At 61.0% G+C, this 19,256-nt stretch carries 17 protein-coding genes; 7 read left to right on the forward strand and 10 right to left on the reverse strand.

Annotated elements, in window-relative coordinates; translation table 11 throughout:
- The first annotated feature begins 26 nt into the window (after positions 1–26).
- From ACSPX5_RS10475 to ACSPX5_RS10490, 4 genes are all read left to right on the forward strand, one after another.
- Positions 27–1,442, forward strand: coding sequence for a sigma-54 interaction domain-containing protein (locus tag ACSPX5_RS10475; RefSeq protein WP_439821635.1), 1,416 nt, complete (start codon positions 27–29; stop codon positions 1,440–1,442).
- A gap of 274 nt (positions 1,443–1,716) precedes the next feature.
- Positions 1,717–3,108 (forward strand): GntP family permease, encoded by a 1,392-nt coding sequence (locus ACSPX5_RS10480; protein WP_439821636.1) that lies wholly within the window; start codon positions 1,717–1,719, stop codon positions 3,106–3,108.
- Between the two features lie 7 nt (positions 3,109–3,115).
- Entirely contained in the window at positions 3,116–3,889 is a 774-nt protein-coding gene (gene hbdH / locus ACSPX5_RS10485; protein ID WP_266200162.1) for a 3-hydroxybutyrate dehydrogenase, read from the forward strand.
- A gap of 63 nt (positions 3,890–3,952) precedes the next feature.
- A complete protein-coding gene (locus tag ACSPX5_RS10490; RefSeq protein WP_439821637.1) occupies positions 3,953–5,908 on the forward strand; it encodes an acetoacetate--CoA ligase in 1,956 nt (651 codons plus the stop codon).
- A gap of 6 nt (positions 5,909–5,914) precedes the next feature.
- Here ACSPX5_RS10490 and ACSPX5_RS10495 read toward each other — a convergent pair whose 3' ends face one another.
- A complete protein-coding gene (locus ACSPX5_RS10495) occupies positions 5,915–7,024 on the reverse strand; it encodes a PilT/PilU family type 4a pilus ATPase (protein ID WP_323160567.1) in 1,110 nt (369 codons plus the stop codon).
- Positions 7,025–7,151: 127 nt separating this feature from the next.
- Between ACSPX5_RS10495 and ACSPX5_RS10500 the strand changes: the two genes are divergently transcribed.
- Both ACSPX5_RS10500 and ACSPX5_RS10505 read left to right on the forward strand, forming a co-directional pair.
- A complete protein-coding gene (locus tag ACSPX5_RS10500; RefSeq protein WP_439821638.1) occupies positions 7,152–9,689 on the forward strand; it encodes a PAS domain-containing protein in 2,538 nt (845 codons plus the stop codon).
- Positions 9,690–9,739: 50 nt separating this feature from the next.
- Complete coding sequence (locus ACSPX5_RS10505; protein ID WP_169430587.1) at positions 9,740–10,015, forward strand: peptidylprolyl isomerase; 276 nt, start codon at positions 9,740–9,742, stop codon at positions 10,013–10,015.
- Between the two features lie 50 nt (positions 10,016–10,065).
- On the opposite strand, the gene ACSPX5_RS10510 is transcribed toward ACSPX5_RS10505, so the two are convergent.
- The 8 genes from ACSPX5_RS10510 to ACSPX5_RS10545 form a co-directional block, all read right to left on the reverse strand.
- Positions 10,066–10,998 (reverse strand): sugar kinase, encoded by a 933-nt coding sequence (locus ACSPX5_RS10510; protein ID WP_439821639.1) that lies wholly within the window; start codon positions 10,996–10,998, stop codon positions 10,066–10,068.
- Complete coding sequence (locus tag ACSPX5_RS10515; RefSeq protein WP_439821640.1) at positions 10,998–12,218, reverse strand: amino acid deaminase; 1,221 nt, start codon at positions 12,216–12,218, stop codon at positions 10,998–11,000. Before ACSPX5_RS10515 ends, ACSPX5_RS10510 begins: the two co-directional genes overlap by 1 nt.
- Positions 12,219–12,259: 41 nt before the next feature.
- A complete protein-coding gene (locus tag ACSPX5_RS10520; RefSeq protein ID WP_192565011.1) occupies positions 12,260–13,024 on the reverse strand; it encodes an IclR family transcriptional regulator in 765 nt (254 codons plus the stop codon).
- Positions 13,025–13,251: 227 nt separating this feature from the next.
- On the reverse strand, positions 13,252–13,641 hold the full coding sequence (locus ACSPX5_RS10525) for a RidA family protein (protein ID WP_007912330.1): 390 nt from the start codon (positions 13,639–13,641) through the stop codon (positions 13,252–13,254).
- 31 nt (positions 13,642–13,672) lie between these two features.
- Positions 13,673–14,470, reverse strand: a complete 798-nt coding sequence (locus tag ACSPX5_RS10530) for an amino acid ABC transporter ATP-binding protein (protein WP_134020291.1) — start codon at positions 14,468–14,470, stop codon at positions 13,673–13,675.
- A complete protein-coding gene (locus tag ACSPX5_RS10535; RefSeq protein WP_065260531.1) occupies positions 14,467–15,129 on the reverse strand; it encodes an amino acid ABC transporter permease in 663 nt (220 codons plus the stop codon). The genes ACSPX5_RS10530 and ACSPX5_RS10535 overlap by 4 nt, the downstream gene beginning before the upstream one ends.
- Before the next feature lie 9 nt (positions 15,130–15,138).
- Positions 15,139–15,801: an amino acid ABC transporter permease gene (locus ACSPX5_RS10540; protein WP_059405928.1), complete on the reverse strand. Its 663-nt coding sequence runs from the start codon at positions 15,799–15,801 to the stop codon at positions 15,139–15,141.
- A 51-nt stretch (positions 15,802–15,852) separates the two neighbouring features.
- The gene (locus ACSPX5_RS10545) at positions 15,853–16,701 is read right to left on the reverse strand and encodes a transporter substrate-binding domain-containing protein (RefSeq protein ID WP_085695951.1); all 849 of its coding nucleotides are present in this window, start codon (positions 16,699–16,701) and stop codon (positions 15,853–15,855) included.
- Between the two features lie 338 nt (positions 16,702–17,039).
- Between ACSPX5_RS10545 and ACSPX5_RS10550 the strand changes: the two genes are divergently transcribed.
- Positions 17,040–17,471, forward strand: a complete 432-nt coding sequence (locus ACSPX5_RS10550) for a thioredoxin family protein (protein WP_439821641.1) — start codon at positions 17,040–17,042, stop codon at positions 17,469–17,471.
- An 8-nt stretch (positions 17,472–17,479) separates the two neighbouring features.
- Here the strand turns inward: ACSPX5_RS10550 and ACSPX5_RS10555 are convergent, their stop codons facing one another.
- Positions 17,480–19,036, reverse strand: coding sequence for a TerC family protein (locus ACSPX5_RS10555; RefSeq protein WP_169430592.1), 1,557 nt, complete (start codon positions 19,034–19,036; stop codon positions 17,480–17,482).
- Positions 19,037–19,256 lie beyond the last annotated feature (220 nt).

Below are 19,256 nucleotides of genomic sequence, written 5' to 3' on the forward strand. Positions count from 1 at the left end.
CCTGACTTCCGCCAATGGACGCCGCCATGAACACCACTGACAGCCTCAAGGATTACCAACGGGTCCGCACGCTGGCGATCCGTTCGTTGTTCGAGATCATCGAGCAATCCAGTGAGGGCACGGTGATTGTCGACCGCGACGCCAACATCGTCTGGATGAACGAGCGCTACGCCCGGCGTTTTGGCCTCGACTCTGCGGCTGGAGCCATCGGCAAGCCCTGCGAAAGCGTGATTCCGGGCAGTCTGCTGCGTGAAGTGGTGCGCACCGGGCGACCGATTCTGCTGGACATGCAGGACACGCCAAAAGAACCGCTGGTGGTGATGCGCCTGCCGATCCACGACGACGCTGGAGCGGTGATCGGCGCCATCGGCTTCGCCCTGTTCGACGAACTGCGCACGCTGTCGCCGATGCTCAAGCGCTACCTGAGCATGCAGGAAGAACTGGCTTCGACCCGTTCGCTGCTGCGCGCCCGGCAGACCAAATACAACTTTGCCCACTTCATCGGCACCAGCGCTGCCAGCCTGGAAGTCAAACGCCGTGCCCGGCGCAGCGCCAGTGCCGAGTCGCCGGTTCTGTTGCTGGGCGAGACGGGCAGCGGCAAGGAGTTGCTGGCGCAGGCCATCCACGGCGCTTCGCCTCGGGCCCACAAGGCGTTCGTCAGCATTAACAGCGCGGCGATTCCCGAAGCACTGCTCGAAGCCGAGTTCTTCGGCACCGCGCCCGGTGCCTTCACCGGCGCCGACCGCAAGGGTCGAACCGGGAAGTTGCAGATCGCTCAGGGCGGCACGTTGTTTCTCGACGAGATCGGCGATATGCCGCTGCCTCTGCAAAGCAAATTGCTGCGGGTGTTGCAGGAAAAGGAATTCGAGCCTGTAGGCTCCAACGACGTGATCCAGAGCGATGTGCGGGTGATTGCCGCCACCTCGACGGATCTGGAGGCGGCGATCAAGCGTGGCGAGTTCCGCGCGGATTTGTATTACCGCCTCAACGTGCTGCCGATTCAGGTACCGCCTCTGCGAGAGCGGCTGGATGATCTGCCGGCGCTCAGTGAAGCGATTCTCGAAGAGTTGCGCAGCCAGCATGAACTCAATCGCGAAGCACTGGAGCTGTTGGGTCAGCATGCCTGGCCGGGAAATATCCGTGAGTTGCGCAATGTGCTGGAGCGTGCGGCATTGCTCAGTGATGACTTGATGCTGACGGCGGATGACATTCGTGCAGCGATTGGCACGTTTACACCGGTTGATCGAACGGTGGCGCCTCTGTCAGCGCCGGCAATCAACGAGACCTTCAGTCAGGCTCGCGAGCGGTTTGACCGGCAATTGATTCAATCCACCCTCGCGCAATGCGGGGGCAAGGTGATCGAGGCGGCTGAGCGGCTCGGGCTAGGACGCTCCACGCTATACAAGAAGATGATTGCGCTGGGGATTGCCGAGTCTCAATAGAGAGACAGCATTCTCCAAATCAAGACTGCAGCAAAAACTTCGCGAGCAAGCCCGCTCCCACAGAGGAATGCGTTCAACTGTGGGAGCGGGCTTGCCCGCGAAAGCGTCCTCTCAGTCATAGAAGTCTCCAAACCGAGACAAAACCCTAAAAATCGCCGCCACAAATCAAACTAATTCCTTTTATTTCAATAACTTAATCATCTGGCACAGTTCTCGCTAAAGCCCCTTCCTGCACCTGTTCCACCCACAAAAATAACAATCGAAGGAGCACACCATGAGTGTGATCATCGCCTTGGCAGCCCTCGCGCTGCTGATGCTCGCGGCCTACCGTGGCTACAGCGTTATCCTTTTTGCCCCGATCGCCGCCCTCGGCGCCGTCCTGCTCACCGACCCGTCCGCCGTCGCCCCTGCCTTCACCGGGGTGTTCATGGAGAAGATGGTCGGTTTCATCAAACTGTATTTCCCGGTCTTCCTGCTCGGCGCCGTGTTCGGCAAGTTGATCGAGCTCTCGGGTTTCTCCCGCTCGATTGTTGCCGCAGCGATTCGTCTCCTTGGCACGCGCCAGGCGATGCTGGTGATCGTGCTGGTCTGCGCCCTGCTGACCTACGGCGGCGTGTCGCTGTTCGTGGTGGTGTTTGCGGTGTATCCGTTCGCTGCAGAGATGTTCCGCCAGAGCAACATCCCCAAGCGCCTGATTCCCGCGACCATCGCCCTCGGTGCGTTTTCGTTCACCATGGACGCCCTGCCCGGTACACCACAGATCCAGAACATCATTCCCAGCACCTTCTTCAACACCACCGCGTGGGCGGCGCCGTGGCTCGGTGTGATCGGCACGATTGTCGTGTTCTGCGCCGGCATGCTGTTCCTCCAGCGCCAGCGCAACAAGGCCCAGCGCGCCGGCGAAGGCTATGGCACCGAACTGCGCAACGAACCGGAAACCGCCGAAGACCTGAAACTGCCCAACCCGTGGATCGCCCTCTCACCGCTGCTGGCGGTGGGCATCATGAACCTGTTGTTTACCCAGTGGATTCCGCAGTGGTACGGCAAGACCCACAGCCTCGCGCTACCCGGCATGGCTGCACCGGTTACCACTGAAATCGCCAAACTCACGGCGATCTGGGCGGTGCAGGCTGCTTTGCTGGTGGGCATCCTGATGGTGCTGGCATTCGGTTTCAAAGCGATCAAAAGCAAGCTCGCCGAGGGCAGCAAAAGTGCAGTCAGCGGCGCATTACTGGCAGCGATGAACACCGCGTCCGAATACGGTTTCGGTGCGGTCATCGCCTCATTGCCAGGTTTTCTGGTGCTGGCTGACTGGCTCAAGAGCATTCCCAATCCGCTGGTCAACGAAGCGATCACCGTGACCCTGCTGGCCGGTATCACCGGCTCCGCCTCGGGGGGCATGAGCATCGCGCTCGCGGCGATGTCCGAACAATTCATCAGCGCCGCCCACGCCGCCAACATTCCGCTGGAAGTGCTGCACCGGGTGGCCGCCATGGCCAGCGGCGGCATGGACACCCTGCCGCACAACGGCGCGGTGATTACCCTGCTCGCTGTCACCGGCCTGACCCATCGTGAGGCCTACAAGGACATTTTCTGTATTACGCTGATCAAGACACTGGCGGTTTTCGTGGTGATCGGCACTTTCTACGCCACCGGCATTGTGTGAGGTATTGATGACGACTCTTTCTGGCAAGACCGCACTGGTCACCGGCTCCACCAGCGGCATCGGGCTGGGCATCGCCCTGACGCTGGCCAAGGCCGGCGCCAACCTGATCCTCAACGGCTTTGGCGATGCGTCGAAGGTGATCGCCGAAGTCGAACAGTTCGGCGGCAAGGTCGGCCATCACCCGGCAGACGTCAGCGACCCGGCGCAGATCGCCGACATGATCGCCTACGCCGAACGCGAATTCGGTGGCGTGGACATTCTGGTCAACAACGCAGGCATCCAGCATGTCGCGGCGGTTGAAGAGTTCCCGGTGGAGCGCTGGGACTCGATCATCGCCATCAACCTCTCGTCTGTGTTTCACAGCACTCGCCTGAGCCTGCCGGGCATGCGTGCCAAGGGCTGGGGGCGGATCATCAACATCGCCTCGGTACACGGTCTGGTCGGCTCCACCGGCAAGGCGGCGTATGTGGCGGCCAAGCATGGCGTGATCGGCCTGACCAAAGTGGTCGGCCTGGAAACCGCCGCCAGCAACGTCACCTGCAACGCGATCTGCCCGGGCTGGGTGCTGACGCCGCTGGTGCAGAAACAGATCGACGATCGCGCGGCCAAGGGTGTCGACCCGCAACAGGCGCAGCACGATCTGCTGGCCGAGAAACAGCCATCGCTGGAATTCGTCACACCGGCGCATCTGGGTGAACTGGTGCTGTTTCTGTGCAGCGAGGCCGGCAGCCAGGTACGAGGCGCCGCGTGGAACATCGATGGCGGATGGCTGGCGCAGTAAGCTTGCAACTGATTGCTCCCACTTTGCGGTGGGAGCTTTCTGACAAACAATAAGAGGCAAACCATGTCCGACATCCTCTGGCAACCCGATGCCAAACGCATTGCCCGGTCCCGCATGGACGGTTTTCGGCGCTTCATCAATCAGCGCCATCATCTGCACCTCGACGACTACCCCGCCCTGCATCAATGGTCCATCGACCAGCGTGAAGCGTTCTGGCAGGCGATCGTGGATTTCTTCGGTATCTGTTTTCACACCCAACCCGACGCGGTCCTGCGCGAAGGCCTGAAGATGCCAGGTGCCGAGTGGTTTCCCGGCGCCACCCTGAATTTTGCCGAACACCTGCTGAGTCGCCGCGACGATGCCATCGCCGTGATCGCTATCGGGGAAAACGGCCAGCGTGAACTGCTGACCTGGGTCGAACTGGCCCAACAGGTCGCCGGCTTCCAGGCCAGCCTGCAAGCAGCCGGCGTCGTGCTCGGCGACCGGGTTGCAGCGTGCATGCCCAACACCTGGCAAACCCTGGTGGCGATGCTCGCGACCACCAGTCTCGGCGCAATCTGGTCATGTTCGTCGCCGGATTTCGGCACCCACGGTGTGATCGACCGCTTCGGCCAGATCGAACCGAAGGTGCTCATCACCTGCGCCGGTTACCGTTACGCCGGTAAAGAGATCGACCAGACCGTCAAGATCAACGAAATCCTCGAACAACTACCGTCCTTGCAACAGCTGGTCATCGTGCCTTACGCACGTCCTCACGCCCATGCCACGGATTACCGGACACCCGCCAACGTCACGCTGTGGGACGACTTCTACGAACCGGGCGATGAACCGCACTTCGTCCCGGTGCCCTTCGATCATCCGCTGTACGTGCTGTACTCCAGCGGCACCACCGGCGTGCCGAAATGCATCGTTCACAGCACCGGCGGCGTGTTGCTGCAACACGCCAAGGAACACGGGCTGCATGTCGATCTGGGTCCCGGCGACCGGTTGTTCTACTACACCACCTGCGGCTGGATGATGTGGAACTGGCTGGTCTCGGCACTGGCGGTCGGCAGCGCGGTGGTGCTGTATGACGGTTCACCGTTTTACCCGGACAACGAGCGGTTGCTGGAGCTGCTCGACGACGAGCAGGTCAGCGTATTCGGCACCAGCCCGAAATTCCTTGCGACCCTGGAAAGCAGCGGCATCAAACCGCGTGAAAGCCATGACTTTAGCAGCCTGAAAACCTTGCTCTGCACCGGTTCCGCGCTGTCGCCGCAGAGTTATGACTTCGTCTATCGCGACTTCAAACCAGACGTTTGCCTGTCCTCGATGTCCGGCGGCACGGACATCGTGTCCTGCTTCGTCAACGGCAACCCGATGTCCTCAGTCCGCCGGGGCGAAATCATGGGCAAGAGCCTGGGCATGGCGGTCGAGGTGTGGAACGACGCCGGGCAATCGGTGATTGGCGAAAAAGGCGAGCTGGTGTGCACCCGGCCATTTCCCGCCATGCCTGTCGGACTCTGGAACGATCCCGACGGCGAAAAGTTGCGCAAATCCTATTTCAGCCAGTTCCCCGGCGTCTGGGCCCAGGGTGACTATGCCGAGCAACTGCCCCACGGCGGAATGCTGATCCACGGCCGCTCCGATGCTGTGCTCAATCCCGGCGGCGTGCGCATCGGCACGGCGGAAATCTACCGCCAGGTGGAAAAAGTCCCGCAAGTGCTGGACAGCGTTGCCATCGGCCAGCAGTGGCAGGACGACGTCCGGGTGGTGCTGTTCGTGCGCCTCAAGGACGGCTTAACGCTGGATGAGGCACTGCAACAGCAGATCCGCCAGGTGATCCGCGCCAACACCACACCGCGCCATGTACCGGCGAAGATTGTCGCGGTCACCGATATTCCGCGCACCATCAGCGGCAAAGTGGTGGAGCTGGCCGTGCGCAATGTGGTGCACGGCGAGCCGGTGAAAAACACCGATGCGCTGGCCAATCCGCAAGCGCTTGAGCAGTTTCGCAATCGGGTCGAACTTCGCGACTGAAGCCTGTCAGTCCATCAGTCCCCACTCGCCGGTCGATGGCGGTGGGGATGGAATGGTGTCGGCATGCAGCTTCAGGCGCAGGCGCAGGTTATTCACCGAATCTGCGTTTTTCAGGGCTTCGTCTTCATCGATCACCCCTTCTGCTACCAGCGCGAACAGTGCAGCGTCAAAGGTCTGCATGCCCAGTTCCGCCGATTTTTCCATGATGGTTTTCAGCTCGCCAAAGTCATTGCGCCGGATCAGGTCGGCAATCGTCGGCGTACCGAGCATCACCTCGGCGGCGGCCCGTCGCTGACCGTCCCGGGTTCGCACCAGACGCTGGGAGACGAACGCCTTGAGGTGGTTGCCCAAGGCATGCAGTAATTGCGGCCGACGCTCTTCGGGGAAGAAATTGATGATCCGGTCCAGCGCCTGATTGGCGTTGTTGGCGTGCAACGTCGACAACACCAGATGCCCGGTTTCGGCGAAGGCCAGCGCATGCTCCATGGTCTCGCGATCACGGATCTCCCCAATCAGCACCACGTCTGGTGCCTGGCGCAGAGTGTTCTTGAGCGCAGCGTGAAAGCTGCGGGTATCGACCCCGACTTCTCGCTGGTTGATGATCGATTTTTTGTGGCGATGGATGTATTCCACCGGATCCTCGATGGTGATGATGTGCCCGCTGCTGTGGCGATTACGATGGTCGATCAGCGCCGCCAGCGACGTGGACTTTCCCGAGTCGGTGGCGCCGACGAACAGGATCAGGCCTTGCTTGAGCATCACCGATTCGAGCAATACCGACGGTAGCTTCAGGTCTTCGAACCGGGGAATGTCGAGTTTGACGTTGCGGATCACGATCGAAACGTCGTTGCGCTGCTTGAAAATGTTGACCCGAAAGCGGCCGATCCCGGTACGGGAAATCGCCAGGTTCATTTCCAGATCCCGGTCGAACTCCCGGCGCTGCTCGGCGTCCATCAGGGAAGCGGCTACAGTCGCCACTTCGCCTGGCTTGAACGGATGTTCGCTCAGGGGCATCAGCACGCCGTCAAACCGCGCACTCGGCGGTGCACCCGTGGACAGGAACAGATCCGAACCGTGACGGCTCGCCAATTGTTTGAGCAATGCGTCGATTTCCATGGCCAAAAGCACCTGCGAAGCTTTCAATGAACTTAAGACCGTGCGTCGTGACGCGACGGGCCTTACAGCGTCTACCGCACTAGGATAGTAGACGCCGCCTCACCGACCGACGCCCAGGATTGATGTGATGAACGCTGTACCGAACACCAACGACGCCCAGACCTTGATCGCCCGAACCGACTGGAACCGCAGTCCGCTCGGCAGCGCCGATACCTGGCCGCAGAGCCTGCGCACCGCGGTGGATATCGTGATTCACTCGCCCATGCCAATGCTGCTGTTGTGGGGCCCGCAGCTCACCCAGATCTACAACAACGGCTTCGCGGTGCTGGCCGGCAACAAGCATCCGCACGCTTTCGGACAGCCGGCGCACCAGATATGGCCGGAACTTCGAGACTTTACCGACCCGATTTACAGCGCCGTCCTACAAGGCCAGGTACGAACCTACAGCGAACGCCGCTTCACCCTGCAACGGGACGGCAAGGATTCCGATTTCTGGCTCGACTTGACCTACAGCCCGATCCGCGATGAAAGCGCGCAAGTGGCCGGGATTCTGGTCACCGCCATCGAAACCAACGAACGCCGACGCATTGCACTGGAACTCAAGCAGCGTTCCGAAGAAAGCCTCAAGGCGCAAAAACAGACCGAAGAACGGCTGCAACTGGCACTGGCGGCTACCGACGCGGTTGGCACCTGGGACTGGGATATCGGCCAGGACCGTTTCATCGCCGACGCGCATTTTGCCCAATCGCATGGTGTCGATCCGGCAATGGCCAGTCAGTTGCCGATCAGTGAATACCTGCAAGGCGTGCACCCTGAAGACCGCGCGCTGATCGCCCGCAGCATCAAACACTGCATCACCCATGGCACCGAATACGCCGAGGAATATCGCCTGCTGCAAGCCGATGGCGAAGTGCGCTGGGTGTTCGCCCGGGGACGCTGCTACAAGGATCATCACGGACGGCCGATGCGTTTCCTCGGTGCGGCGCTGGACCTGACCGAGCGCAAGCACACCGAGCAGGCGCTGCGACAGAGCCAGACCGAGCTGCAACTGATCATCAACGCCATGCCGATCCTGATCAGCTACGTCGACCACGAAGAACGCTTTCGCCTGAACAACGCCGCCTACCTGGACTGGTACGGGCTGACCCCGCAGGAGCTGTACGGTCGCACGATCCGCGAAGTGATCGGCGAAGAGGCCTATTTCCTGCGGGCGCCGTACATCGCCGAAGCCCTGGCCGGCCGCTCCTGCTCGTTCAGCCTGTACACCCCACACCGCGACGGCAGCCAGCGCCATGCCCTGATGAATTACCTGCCGCGTCACGGCGCGGACGGCGCGGTAAACGGTTTCTATATCTTCGTGATCGACGAGACCGAGCGTAAAAAGACCGAAGAAGCCCTGCGCAATCTCAATGAAACCCTTGAGGAGCGCGTGAGTGCGCGCACCGAGCAACTGGCCCAGGCCAACCAGCGTTTGCAGAACGAAATGTTCGAACGCGAACGCGCCGAAGATGCCTTGCGCCACGCGCAGAAAATGGAAGCGGTCGGCCAGCTCACCGGCGGCATCGCCCATGACTTCAACAACATGCTGACCGGGATTATCGGCAGCCTCGACCTGATGCAGCGCTACATCGCCAGTGGCCGCGCCGATGAGATCGGCCGCTTCACCGACGCAGCCGTGTCCTCGGCCAACCGCGCAGCGGCGCTGACCCACCGCCTGCTGGCGTTCTCCCGGCGTCAGTCGCTGGATCGCAAGACCCTCGACGTCAACGAGCTGATCCATTCGCTGGAGGACCTGATCCGCCGCACCAAGGGTGATCCGATCGAACTCAAGTTGCGCCTGGCTGACAACGTCTGGCCGGTCAGCACCGATGTCAGCCAACTGGAGAACGCCCTGCTCAACCTGGTGATCAACGCCCGCGATGCCATGCCCGACGGCGGTGAGCTGCTGATCGAAACGGCCAACGTCTACCTCGAGGGCAACGACATCACCACCCTCGAACCGGTCAAGGCCGGGGATTACCTGATGCTCGCGGTGAGCGACAACGGCACCGGCATGACGCCCTCGGTACGTTCCAAGGCGTTCGATCCGTTCTTCACCACCAAACCGATCGGCCAGGGCACCGGGCTCGGGTTGTCGATGATTTACGGCTTTGCCCAGCAATCGGGTGGGCACGTCAGCCTCGACAGCCTGCCGGGTCAGGGCACCTGCGTGCGCCTTTACCTGCCCCGTTTGTATGCACTGGAACCGGAGCGGCCAGTCATCGAAACGGTCACCGAGACCCCGGCTGTCGCAACCGGCGAAACCGTGGTGGTGGTCGAGGACGATCCGGCGGTGCGCATGCTGGTCATGGACCTGCTCAAGGAGCTGGGTTATCGCGCCCATGAAGCCGAAGACGCCAAGGGTGCCTTGCCATTGCTCGAATCCGACCTGCGGGTTGACCTGCTGGTGACGGATGTCGGCCTGCCGGGCATGAACGGCCGGCAAATGGCGGAGATCGCCCGTCAGCATCGTCCAGGGCTCAAAGTGTTGTTCATGACCGGGTACGCGCAGAAAGCCGCCGAACGTCAGGGCTTCCTCGAGGACGGCATGGACATGGTCGCCAAACCGTTTTCCATCGAGCAACTGGCCGGCAAGATCCGCACGATGCTCAGCCAAAACCCGTGACTTGAGGCATAATCCGCGCCCCGCCGTCACCCCGCTACAGGTATTGCACGATGAAAGCCCAAGCCCGCCACATTCTGGTCAAGACTGCCGATGAGGCTGAAAAACTCAAACAACGCATCGCCAACGGTGAAGCGTTCGATGTGCTGGCGAAGAAATTTTCCACCTGCCCGTCCGGCAAGCGCGGCGGCGATCTGGGTGAAGTGCGGCCGGGGCAGATGGTCGGCGCGATCGACGCGGTGATCTTCAAAAAACCGCTGCGCACCGTGCACGGGCCGATCAAGAGCAAGTTCGGCTATCACTTGGTGCAGGTGTTTTACCGCGACTGAATGTCTGGCTTGCCCGCGAACCGATTGCGCAGCAATCGGCCATCCGCCACTTATCTCGGGATCAGCGCTCCAGGCACTTGAATCACCTGGCTCGCTAACAGATGCCCGGCCTGCGCCGCTTCTATCGGGCTCCCCCCAAGCAAGCGACTCGCCAGATACGCCGCACTGAACGAATCCCCCGCCGCCGTGGTGTCCACTACCTTCTCGACCTTCTGCGCCGGCACTTCGAACGCTTCCCCGTCACAACGGATCAGACAGGCTTCGGCGCCGCGCTTGAGCACCACTTCCGGCGTACCGATCTGCGCGTACGCTTCAAACACCGCATCACAGTCCTCGAAATGGAACAGCGCCTGCTCGTCGTCCACCGTCAGCAACGCCAGATCGACATGGGGCAACACGCTGCGATACGCCGCCCGCGCCTCCTCCACCGAGGCCCACAAGCGTGGCCGATAGTTGTTGTCGAAGACGATCCGCGCGTCACGCTGGCGGGCTTGGATCAAGGTCTCGATCAGTCTCTCCCGACCCTGAACGCCGAGCACCGCCAGCGTGATGCCGCTGAAATACAGCACGTCGTAATCCGGCAGCGCCGCCAGAATCGGCGCGGCCGCCGGCGTGGTGAAGCAGTCGCGCACAGCGGCTTCGTTACGCCAGTAAAGGAAGCGGCGCTCCCCGCCAGCATCGGTCTGGATGCAATACAGGCCCGGCAGGCGACCGGGCAAGCGCTGAACCAGATCCAGGCCAATGTTTTCATCGACCCAACTGCGGCACATGGCGTCACTGAAGCTGTCGTCGCCCAGCGCAGTCACGTAATCGACCTGCGCCTTGTCGCCCATGGCGCGGGCCAGATAGACCGCCGTGTTCAGCGTGTCACCGCCGAAGCTCTGTTGCAGACTGCCATCGGCACGTTGCTGGAGTTCGATCATGCATTCGCCGATCAGAGCGATGCGCGGGGTGTTCGGACCCAAGGCACTGATCATGTTCATCAGAAACAGGTTTCCATGGTTTCGATCACCGACAGTTGCTCATCCACCAGCAGCCCTACGCGCCATTTGTCGAAGGTCAGGCACGGGTGCGAAGTGCCGAAGGAAATGATGTCGCCGACGCGCAATTCCACGCCCGGTGCCACGATCATGAACGCGTGCTGGTCCATCACCGCCGTCACCTTGCAGGCGCCGATATCGTCGCCCACTGCTGGCAGCACGCCGGCCTTGTAACGCAGCAAGGGCACCGGCATCCCGGCATCGAACGCCACGTCACGCTTGCCCAGGGCAATCACCGCAAAGCCCGGCTCCGGCATCGACTGCACGTGGGCCCAGACTTCCAGCGCCGGGCGCAGGCCTTCGTGCAGGTCGCTGCGACGGTCGAGCACGCAGCACTGCGCCTCTTTATAGATGCCATGGTCGTGAGCCACATAACTGCCTGGGCGCAACACGCTGAGGAAACGACCGCCCGCGTTTTGCGCTTCGAACGATTCGGCGATCAGGTCGTACCACGCCGAACCCGATGCGGTGATGATCGGTTTGGCGATGGCGAACGCGCCGCTGTCCTGCAACTGCACCGCCAGTTGCACCAAAGAGGCCGCAAATTCACGGATACCGCTGACCGCATGATCGCCGTGGATCACGCCTTCATAACCTTCGATGCCAGTCAGGGCCAGCGCCGGTTGCGCGCCGATGGCCTTGGCCAGTTCGATGACTTCCTGTTCGCTGCGGCAACCGCAACGGCCACCGACCACGCCGTACTCGATCATCACGTTCAGCCGCACGCCACGGGACGCAAAGTAAGCGCCCAGATCGGCGACGTTGTCCGGATGATCAACCATGCAATAGAAATCGAAGCCCGAATCGGCCGCCAGCAGATCGGCAATCAACGCCATGTTCGGCGTGCCGACCAGTTGGTTGGCCATCAGCACCCGGCGTACGCCGTGAGCGTAAGCGGCGCGGGTCTGGGTGGCGCTGGCCAGGGTGATGCCCCAGGCGCCGGCGTCGAGCTGACGACGAAACAGCGCCGGGGTCATGCTGGTCTTGCCGTGGGGCGCGAGTTCGGCGCCGCTGTCGCTGACGAATTTCTGCATCCAGCGGATGTTGTGCTCCAGCGCTTCGCGGTGCAGCACCAGCGCCGGCAGGCTGATGTCACGCACCAGTTGCGCGCCGAGGGCGGCATCGCCCTTTTCCACGGCAGCAGTGTTGTTGGCAGTCGTCATGGTCGAACTCTCCTCACAGTCGCGCCCGCAGGCAGGCGCGGTTATTCGTTGATTCGCCGGGCGAGGCTGTTGGCGCTCTCGATCAAGACCCGGCGATAGTCGTTGTAATGGGTCTTGGCATCGGCGCGCGGGGCGACGATGCACAGGGTGCAGATGGCAACGCCTTGAGGGTCTTTGACCGGGGCGGCGAAGCAATGGGTGAAGGTGTCGGCGACACTGTCGAAGGAGAAGAAACCGTCGATGCCGGCCTGACGGATTTCCGCCAGAAATGTTTCCATCGGCAGGCGTTCGCCACCGGGCAGGATGAAGTCGTCGGGGTCGATCAGGTCGCTGATCTGCTGATCGCTCAAGTGCGCCAGCAGCAAACGTCCGGAGGCGGTCCACGGGATCGGCGCGTTTTCGCCGATATCGGAAGAAATGCGGAAATGCCGCTCGCCCTCCTTCATCAGCGCCACCGTGTATTTGCGCCCGTTGAGCAGGCACATTTGCGCGGTTTCCCGGGTCTGGCTGACGATCTCCTGCAAAGCGTGATCGGCCTCGCGACTGAGGTCGAAATGACGCAAATGCGCCTGGCCAAGGAAGTACAGCTGACGACCGAGATAGACGTGACCGTCCTTGCCCACCGGTTCCAGAATTCGTCGTTCGAGCAACGAGGCCACCAGTTCGTAGACCGTGGATTTCGGGCTGCCGATACCGTTGGCGATGTCGTTCGGGCGCAGTGGCTGGCCGATTTCCTTGAGGAAATCGAGGATATCGAACGCCCGGTCCAGACCGCGTGCCCGGCGCTTGATGGTGTCTTCGGTCATTTCTGTGGTTCCCATAAAAGATGCCGGGATGGTAACTGGCCCTTGGCGTTGTGTCAGTTGGATCGCAGCCCTCACCCCCCGCCCTCTCCCACGGGGAGAAGGAGCCTGATCGCATCGATGCATGACTAGCTGACAAACGCTGGACTCTGCATCGATAGAGATGAGTCCCCTCTCCTGGGGGAGAGGGCTAGGGTGAGGGGGCTACGGCCTCAGCAACGCCACATCTCTCAAGCCTTTTTCTTGTACGCAATGCAGTCGATCTCGACCTTGCAGTCGACCATCATGCTCGCCTGCACACAGGCCCGGGCCGGCGCGTGTTCAGGCTTGAAGTACTCGCCGAAGACCTTGTTGAAACTGCTGAAATCCCGCGGATCGTCCAACCACACGCCAGCGCGCACCACGTCTTCCAGGCCATAACCGGCCTCTTCGAGAATCGCGATCAGGTTCTTCATGGTCTGGTGCGTCTGCTCGACGATGCCGCCCACAATGATCTCGCCATCCACCGCCGGCACCTGCCCGGAAACATGCAGCCAGCCATCGGCCTCGACAGCGCGGGCGAATGGACGAGGCTGGCCGCCAGCGGCGGTGCTGCCGGTGCCGTAACGAGTAATGCTCATGGGTGTTTCTCCTGATTGAAAAAGTGAAAAGTCAGAACCGCGTGCTTTTGAGAAATTCTGCCAGCCGCGGCGATTGCGGACGCTCGAACAGTTCCTTGGGAGGCCCCTGCTCTTCGATGCGCCCCTGATTCATGAAAACAATCTTGTCCGAGACCTCGAAGGCAAAACGCATTTCGTGGGTCACCAGCAACATGGTCATGCCGTCCTCGGCCAGGCCCTTGATCACGTTCAGCACTTCGCCGACCAGTTCCGGATCGAGGGCCGAGGTGACTTCGTCGAACAGCATCAGGCTCGGGTTCATCGCAATCGCCCGGGCAATCGCCACGCGCTGCTGCTGACCGCCGGACAACTGCCCGGGAAAGTGATTGCGCCGCTCCAGCAGACCGACCCGCTCCAGCCATTTCTCGGCCAGGACCACGGCTTCGTCCTTGTGCATCTTTTTGACTTTCAGCAGGCCGAGCGTGACGTTTTGCAACGCGGTGAGGTGCGGGAACAGGTTGAATTGCTGGAACGCCATGCCGGTCATTGCCCGATGACGGGCGATGACTTTTTCCGGGTGGCGCACGCGCTTGCCGTTGAGTTCGTCATAGCCGATGGATTCGCCGTCGAGCAGGATCTGCCCGCCCTGGAACTCCTCGAGCATGTTCACGCAGCGCAGCAGCGTGGTCTTGCCCGAGCCGCTGGAGCCGATCAGTGTCACCACGTTACCGCGCTGCATGCTCAGATCGACGCCCTTAAGCACTTCGACCGCGCCGTATTGTTTATGGAGGCCACGGATGTCCAGCAAGGGCTGAGCGTTCTGGACGTTGGAAACTTGAGCTTGAGTCATGGCAGGGCCACCCGCTTTTCAATATGCCGGCCGAGTAATTCGATGCCGTAGTTGATGACGAAGAACAGAAAACCGGCGAACAGGTAAAACTCCAGGGTCATGAACGTCCGGGCGATGATTTGCTGGGTGCTGAGCAACAGCTCGGCCACGCCGATCACCGACAGCAAGGTCGAAGCCTTGACGATTTCCGTGGACGAGTTGACCCAGGTCGGCAGGATCTGCCGCAGCGCCTGAGGCAACAGCACGTAACCGAGGGACTGATAGAACGTCAGGCCGATGGCCTTGCTGGCTTCCATCTGCCCGCGTGGCAACGCCTGCAATGCGCCGCGCACAATCTCGGCGACGTGCGAGCCGCAAAACAGCGTCAGACCCAAGGCACCCGCCTGAAATGCGCTGATCTGCCAGCCGAGCGCCGGCGCCATGTAGAAGCAGGCCAGCACCAGCACGAACACCGGGGTGCCGCGAATCAGGTCGACGTAAAAGCGGAATGGCGCGCGCATCCAGAACTTGCCGTAGGTCAGCACCAGCCCGGCAAAGACGCCGATGACCGTGCCGAACAGAATGGCCAGCGCCGACACTTGCACGCTGGTCAGAAAGCCTTGCCACAAGGCTTCGCGGGCAATCCACAACTCATGCAACCAACTGGGGGATTCGTACATCGCAGCCTCCTATCGGCGAATTGCCAGACGCTGCTCCAGGTAACGCAGCAGCATGGCAATGAGGTAACAGGCCGCGACATACAACGCCGTGGTCACCAGCCAGGTTTCGATCACCCGGTAGCTTTCGACGTTGATCTTGCGCGCGTAATAGGTCAGCTCGGGCACCGCAATCGCAGCGGCCAGCGAGGTGTCCTTGAACAGCGAAATGAAGTTGTTCGACAGCGCCGGCAGCACGTTGCGCAACATCACCGGCACGGTGACGTAGGCCTTCACCTGCCACTCGCCCAGACCAATGGCCAGCCCCGCTTCGCGCTGGCCCTTGGGAATGCTCAACAGGCCACCGCGGAACACTTCGGTCAGGTAGGCCCCGGCATACAGCGACAGGGTGATGATGAACGACGGGATCTTGTCCAGCCGGATCCCCAGGCTCGGCAACGCAAAGTAGATCAACAGAATCAACACCAGAATCGGCGTGTTACGGATCACCGTCACATACACCGATGCCAGCACCCGCAAGGCGCGATGCTTGGACAGCAAGGCAAACGCCATCAGCAGGCCGATCACGCAGCCGATGGCGATCGACACCAGCGCCAGTTCCAGGCCCAGACCGAGCCCCGCCAGCAAGGTGTCGAAATCGCGCCACACGGCGGCAAAGTTCAACTGATAGTTCATGGTCGGCAGTACCTTGAGCGGGGCGCATCAGGGCGCCCCGCTCTCACGGGATCATTTGAATTCGACAGGAAAACCGATGGCGGGCGATGGCAGATCCACGCCGAACCATTGCTTGAACGACGCGGCGTAGGTCGGGAATTCAACGCCGGTCATGGCTTCATGCAGGGTGGTGTTGACGAAGTTCAGCCAGTCCTGATCGCCGCGTTTGACGGCGCACGCGTAGGTCTGCGGGCTCCAGGCGTAGGTCGGGCTGCGGTAGCGGCCAGGGTTCTGCACCATCAGGTATTTGACCGATGACTGGTCAGTGGCGGCAGCATCGGCGCGGCCGGAATTCACTGCCTGATACATCAGATCGACGCTGTCGTACTGATCGACCTTGGCCTTGGGCAGTGCCTGATGCACCAGCTCTTCGGCGTACACGTTCTGCAGCACCGCGACGGTCACGCTGTCGCCGGCGGCCTGCAGGTCTTCGATTTCCTTGTACTTGCTGTTGTTCGGCAACAGCAGACCGACGCCCTCGCGATAGTAAGGCAGGGTGAACGCCACTTGCTGCGCACGGCTGGCGGTGACGGTGATGAACTGGCAGCTCATGTCGACCTTGTCGGTCAGCAGGTTGGGAATCCGCGCATCGGACGACTGCACCACGAACTCGACCTTGCTCGGGTCATTGAACAGACCTTTGGCCACCATCCGGGCGATGTCGATATCAAAGCCCTGCAACTTGCCGTCCGCGCCCTGGAAGTGCCACGGCGCATTGGTGCTACCGGTGCCCACAATCAGTTTTCCACGGGCCAGGACGCTGTCGAGCTTGCTGTCGGCCGCCTGGGCCATACCCATGACAGCGGACGAAGCCGCGAGAACAAAAACACACGCTTTGAACAAGGAAGGTCGGCGATGCATGGCAAGCACTCCAGGAAGTTGTTTATTCCGCTATACCGGAACTTGGTTTGTTACTACGGAATAGACAGCAGAAAGTGTGCCACAGGATTCAAGGGGAATCTGCAAAGGATTGAATTGTGTTTTGAATCAAAGGGATGGAAAAAACCTGCGAAACGCTGCAACGAACATTGATTAATCACTTCGCTACTTTGCGCCACACATGGCGGGTATCCGGGCCACATCCTGGTGCGCGATGCACGATTGGGCGCGGGCTGCACCTGTCAACTCTGACAGTTGCAGCAACGGTCGCGACTCCCCTAACGTCGTACTGTCCAGCACATCGAATAAAGGAGGTTCCGATGACGACACCGACTCGATATTCAGCATTGCCTCCGACGTACCGGAAGGTCTTGAAAGCCCGGCGCCTCGTCGTCCTGTATTTCTTCAACGAGCACTGCGGTGCCTGCGTGTCTTCCGGCCCGGTTTTTCTCGAGATCGCCAAGCCCTTTCGGCCCTGGATGGATATCTTCATGCTCGATACCGCAGAGTCGTGTCGACATCCGGATGTCACGGGCACCCCGACGGTGTTGTTCTACAAGGAGGGTGTTCTGGTCAAAAAACTGAAAGGCATCGGTTCGGAAGAATCCCTCCTTCAAGATTTCACCCAATTCCTCGGCAAAACCCGACACTTCGCTGTACCGCGCAAATCGGCCCATGACCTGAACTGGCTGCGTCACACCCTCCGCACCCTCTGCACCGTCCACCGCGCAAAACGGTGGAACCTTTCCTGAAAGTGCCGTCAGGCCTCACGCACCAGCAACACCCGCGTCACGCGACGCTCTTCGACCGCCATCACGGTCATGCCCCAGCCTTCATGCTCCAGTCGATCACCTTTCATCGGCAGGCGATCCAGCAGGCTCATCACCAGCCCGGCCAAGGTCTGGTAATCCTCGGTCGGCTCGGCGCAAAAACCGGTGTGTTCGCGGATGCGGGTCAGGTTCAACGCACCGTTGACGATGAACCCGCCCTGCTCCTCGACCACATCGGGGCCGGCGATTTCACTGGCGTCCGGCAGTTCACCGGCAATCGATTCGAGAATGTCGGTCATGGTCAATACGCCGACGAAGTCACCGAATTCGTTGACCACAAACGCGATGTGGGTCGACGCCGCACGCATTTGCTCCAACGCATTGAGGATCGAATAGCTGTCCAGCAGATTGACGGTCTTGCGCACCAGGTGTTCAAGGTTCGGCTCGTTGCCGGCCAGATACTCCTTGAGCAGCTCCTTTTTGTGAACGAAGCCCAACGGCTCATCCACCGCACCGTTGCGAATCAACGGCAGACGAGAGTAGGACGAATGCATCAGTCGCGTACGAATCGCCGCTGCGTCGTCCGCCAGATCAATGTGATCGACATCCGCACGGACGGTCATCAGTGTGCGGATTGACCGCTCGGCCAGTTGCAGCACGCCGCTGATCATCACCCGTTCGCGACGGTCGAACAGCTCCGCGCTTGGCGCCTGACCATCGTCCAGCAAGTCGGAAATCTCCTCGCCCACCTCTTCCACCGCCAGTTTACGGCCACCCAACAGACGCATCACCGCGTGCGCCGTACGCTCACGCATCGGGCGCAAGCCTTGCATCGAGCGCTTGCGGCGAGCACGGGCGATCTGGTTGAACACCTCGATCAGGATCGAGAAACCAATCGCGGCGTACAGATAACCTTTCGGGATGTGGAAACCCAGGCCTTCGGCAGTCAGGGCGAAACCGATCATCATCAGGAAGCCCAGGCACAGCATGATCACTGTCGGGTGTGCGTTGACGAAGCGGGTCAGCGGCTTGCTGGCAACGATCATCAGGCCGATGGAAATGATCACCGCAATCATCATCACTGCCAGTTCATCAACCATGCCCACGGCAGTAATCACCGCATCGAGGGAGAACACCGCATCGAGCACGACAATCTGCGCCACGATCGGCCAGAACAGCGCATAAGCGGTGTTGGTCGAACGCTCGCCGACGTGGCCCTCAAGCCGTTCGTGCAGTTCCATGGTCGCCTTGAACAACAGGAACACGCCACCGAATAGCATGATCAGGTCACGGCCGGAGAAGCTCTTGCCGAACACTTCGAACAACGGTGCCGTGAGGGTGACCAGCCAGGAAATACTCGCCAGCAGGCCAAGACGCATGATCAGTGCCAGGCTCAAGCCGATGATTCGCGCACGATCGCGCTGATGCGGCGGCAGCTTGTCCGCCAGGATCGCGATGAACACCAGGTTGTCGATACCCAGCACCAGTTCCAGCACGATCAGTGTCAACAAGCCCAGCCACGCCGTGGGATCCGCTAACCATTCCATATTCTGTCTCTATCTCTCTTCAGTGATTTCAGGCTGCCGGGCACGGCAAAGTGCGGCGCAAAAGCTCGAAGGCTGCGCCATCAACGATAGTCGGGAGTCGGAAGACTGGATGCTGCGAGTGCGTCAAGACCGCGCCATGGCGCGAAGGGAACGTTGTTCTTTGAGTAGAACTGGGAGGCTCCGAGAGGGTATTCATGCAAATCCTGAATGAAAAAAGGCC

Origin of the sequence: Pseudomonas sp. HLG18 (assembly GCF_051903985.1) — a bacterium.
Lineage (GTDB): Bacteria > Pseudomonadota > Gammaproteobacteria > Pseudomonadales > Pseudomonadaceae > Aquipseudomonas > Aquipseudomonas fluorescens_BT.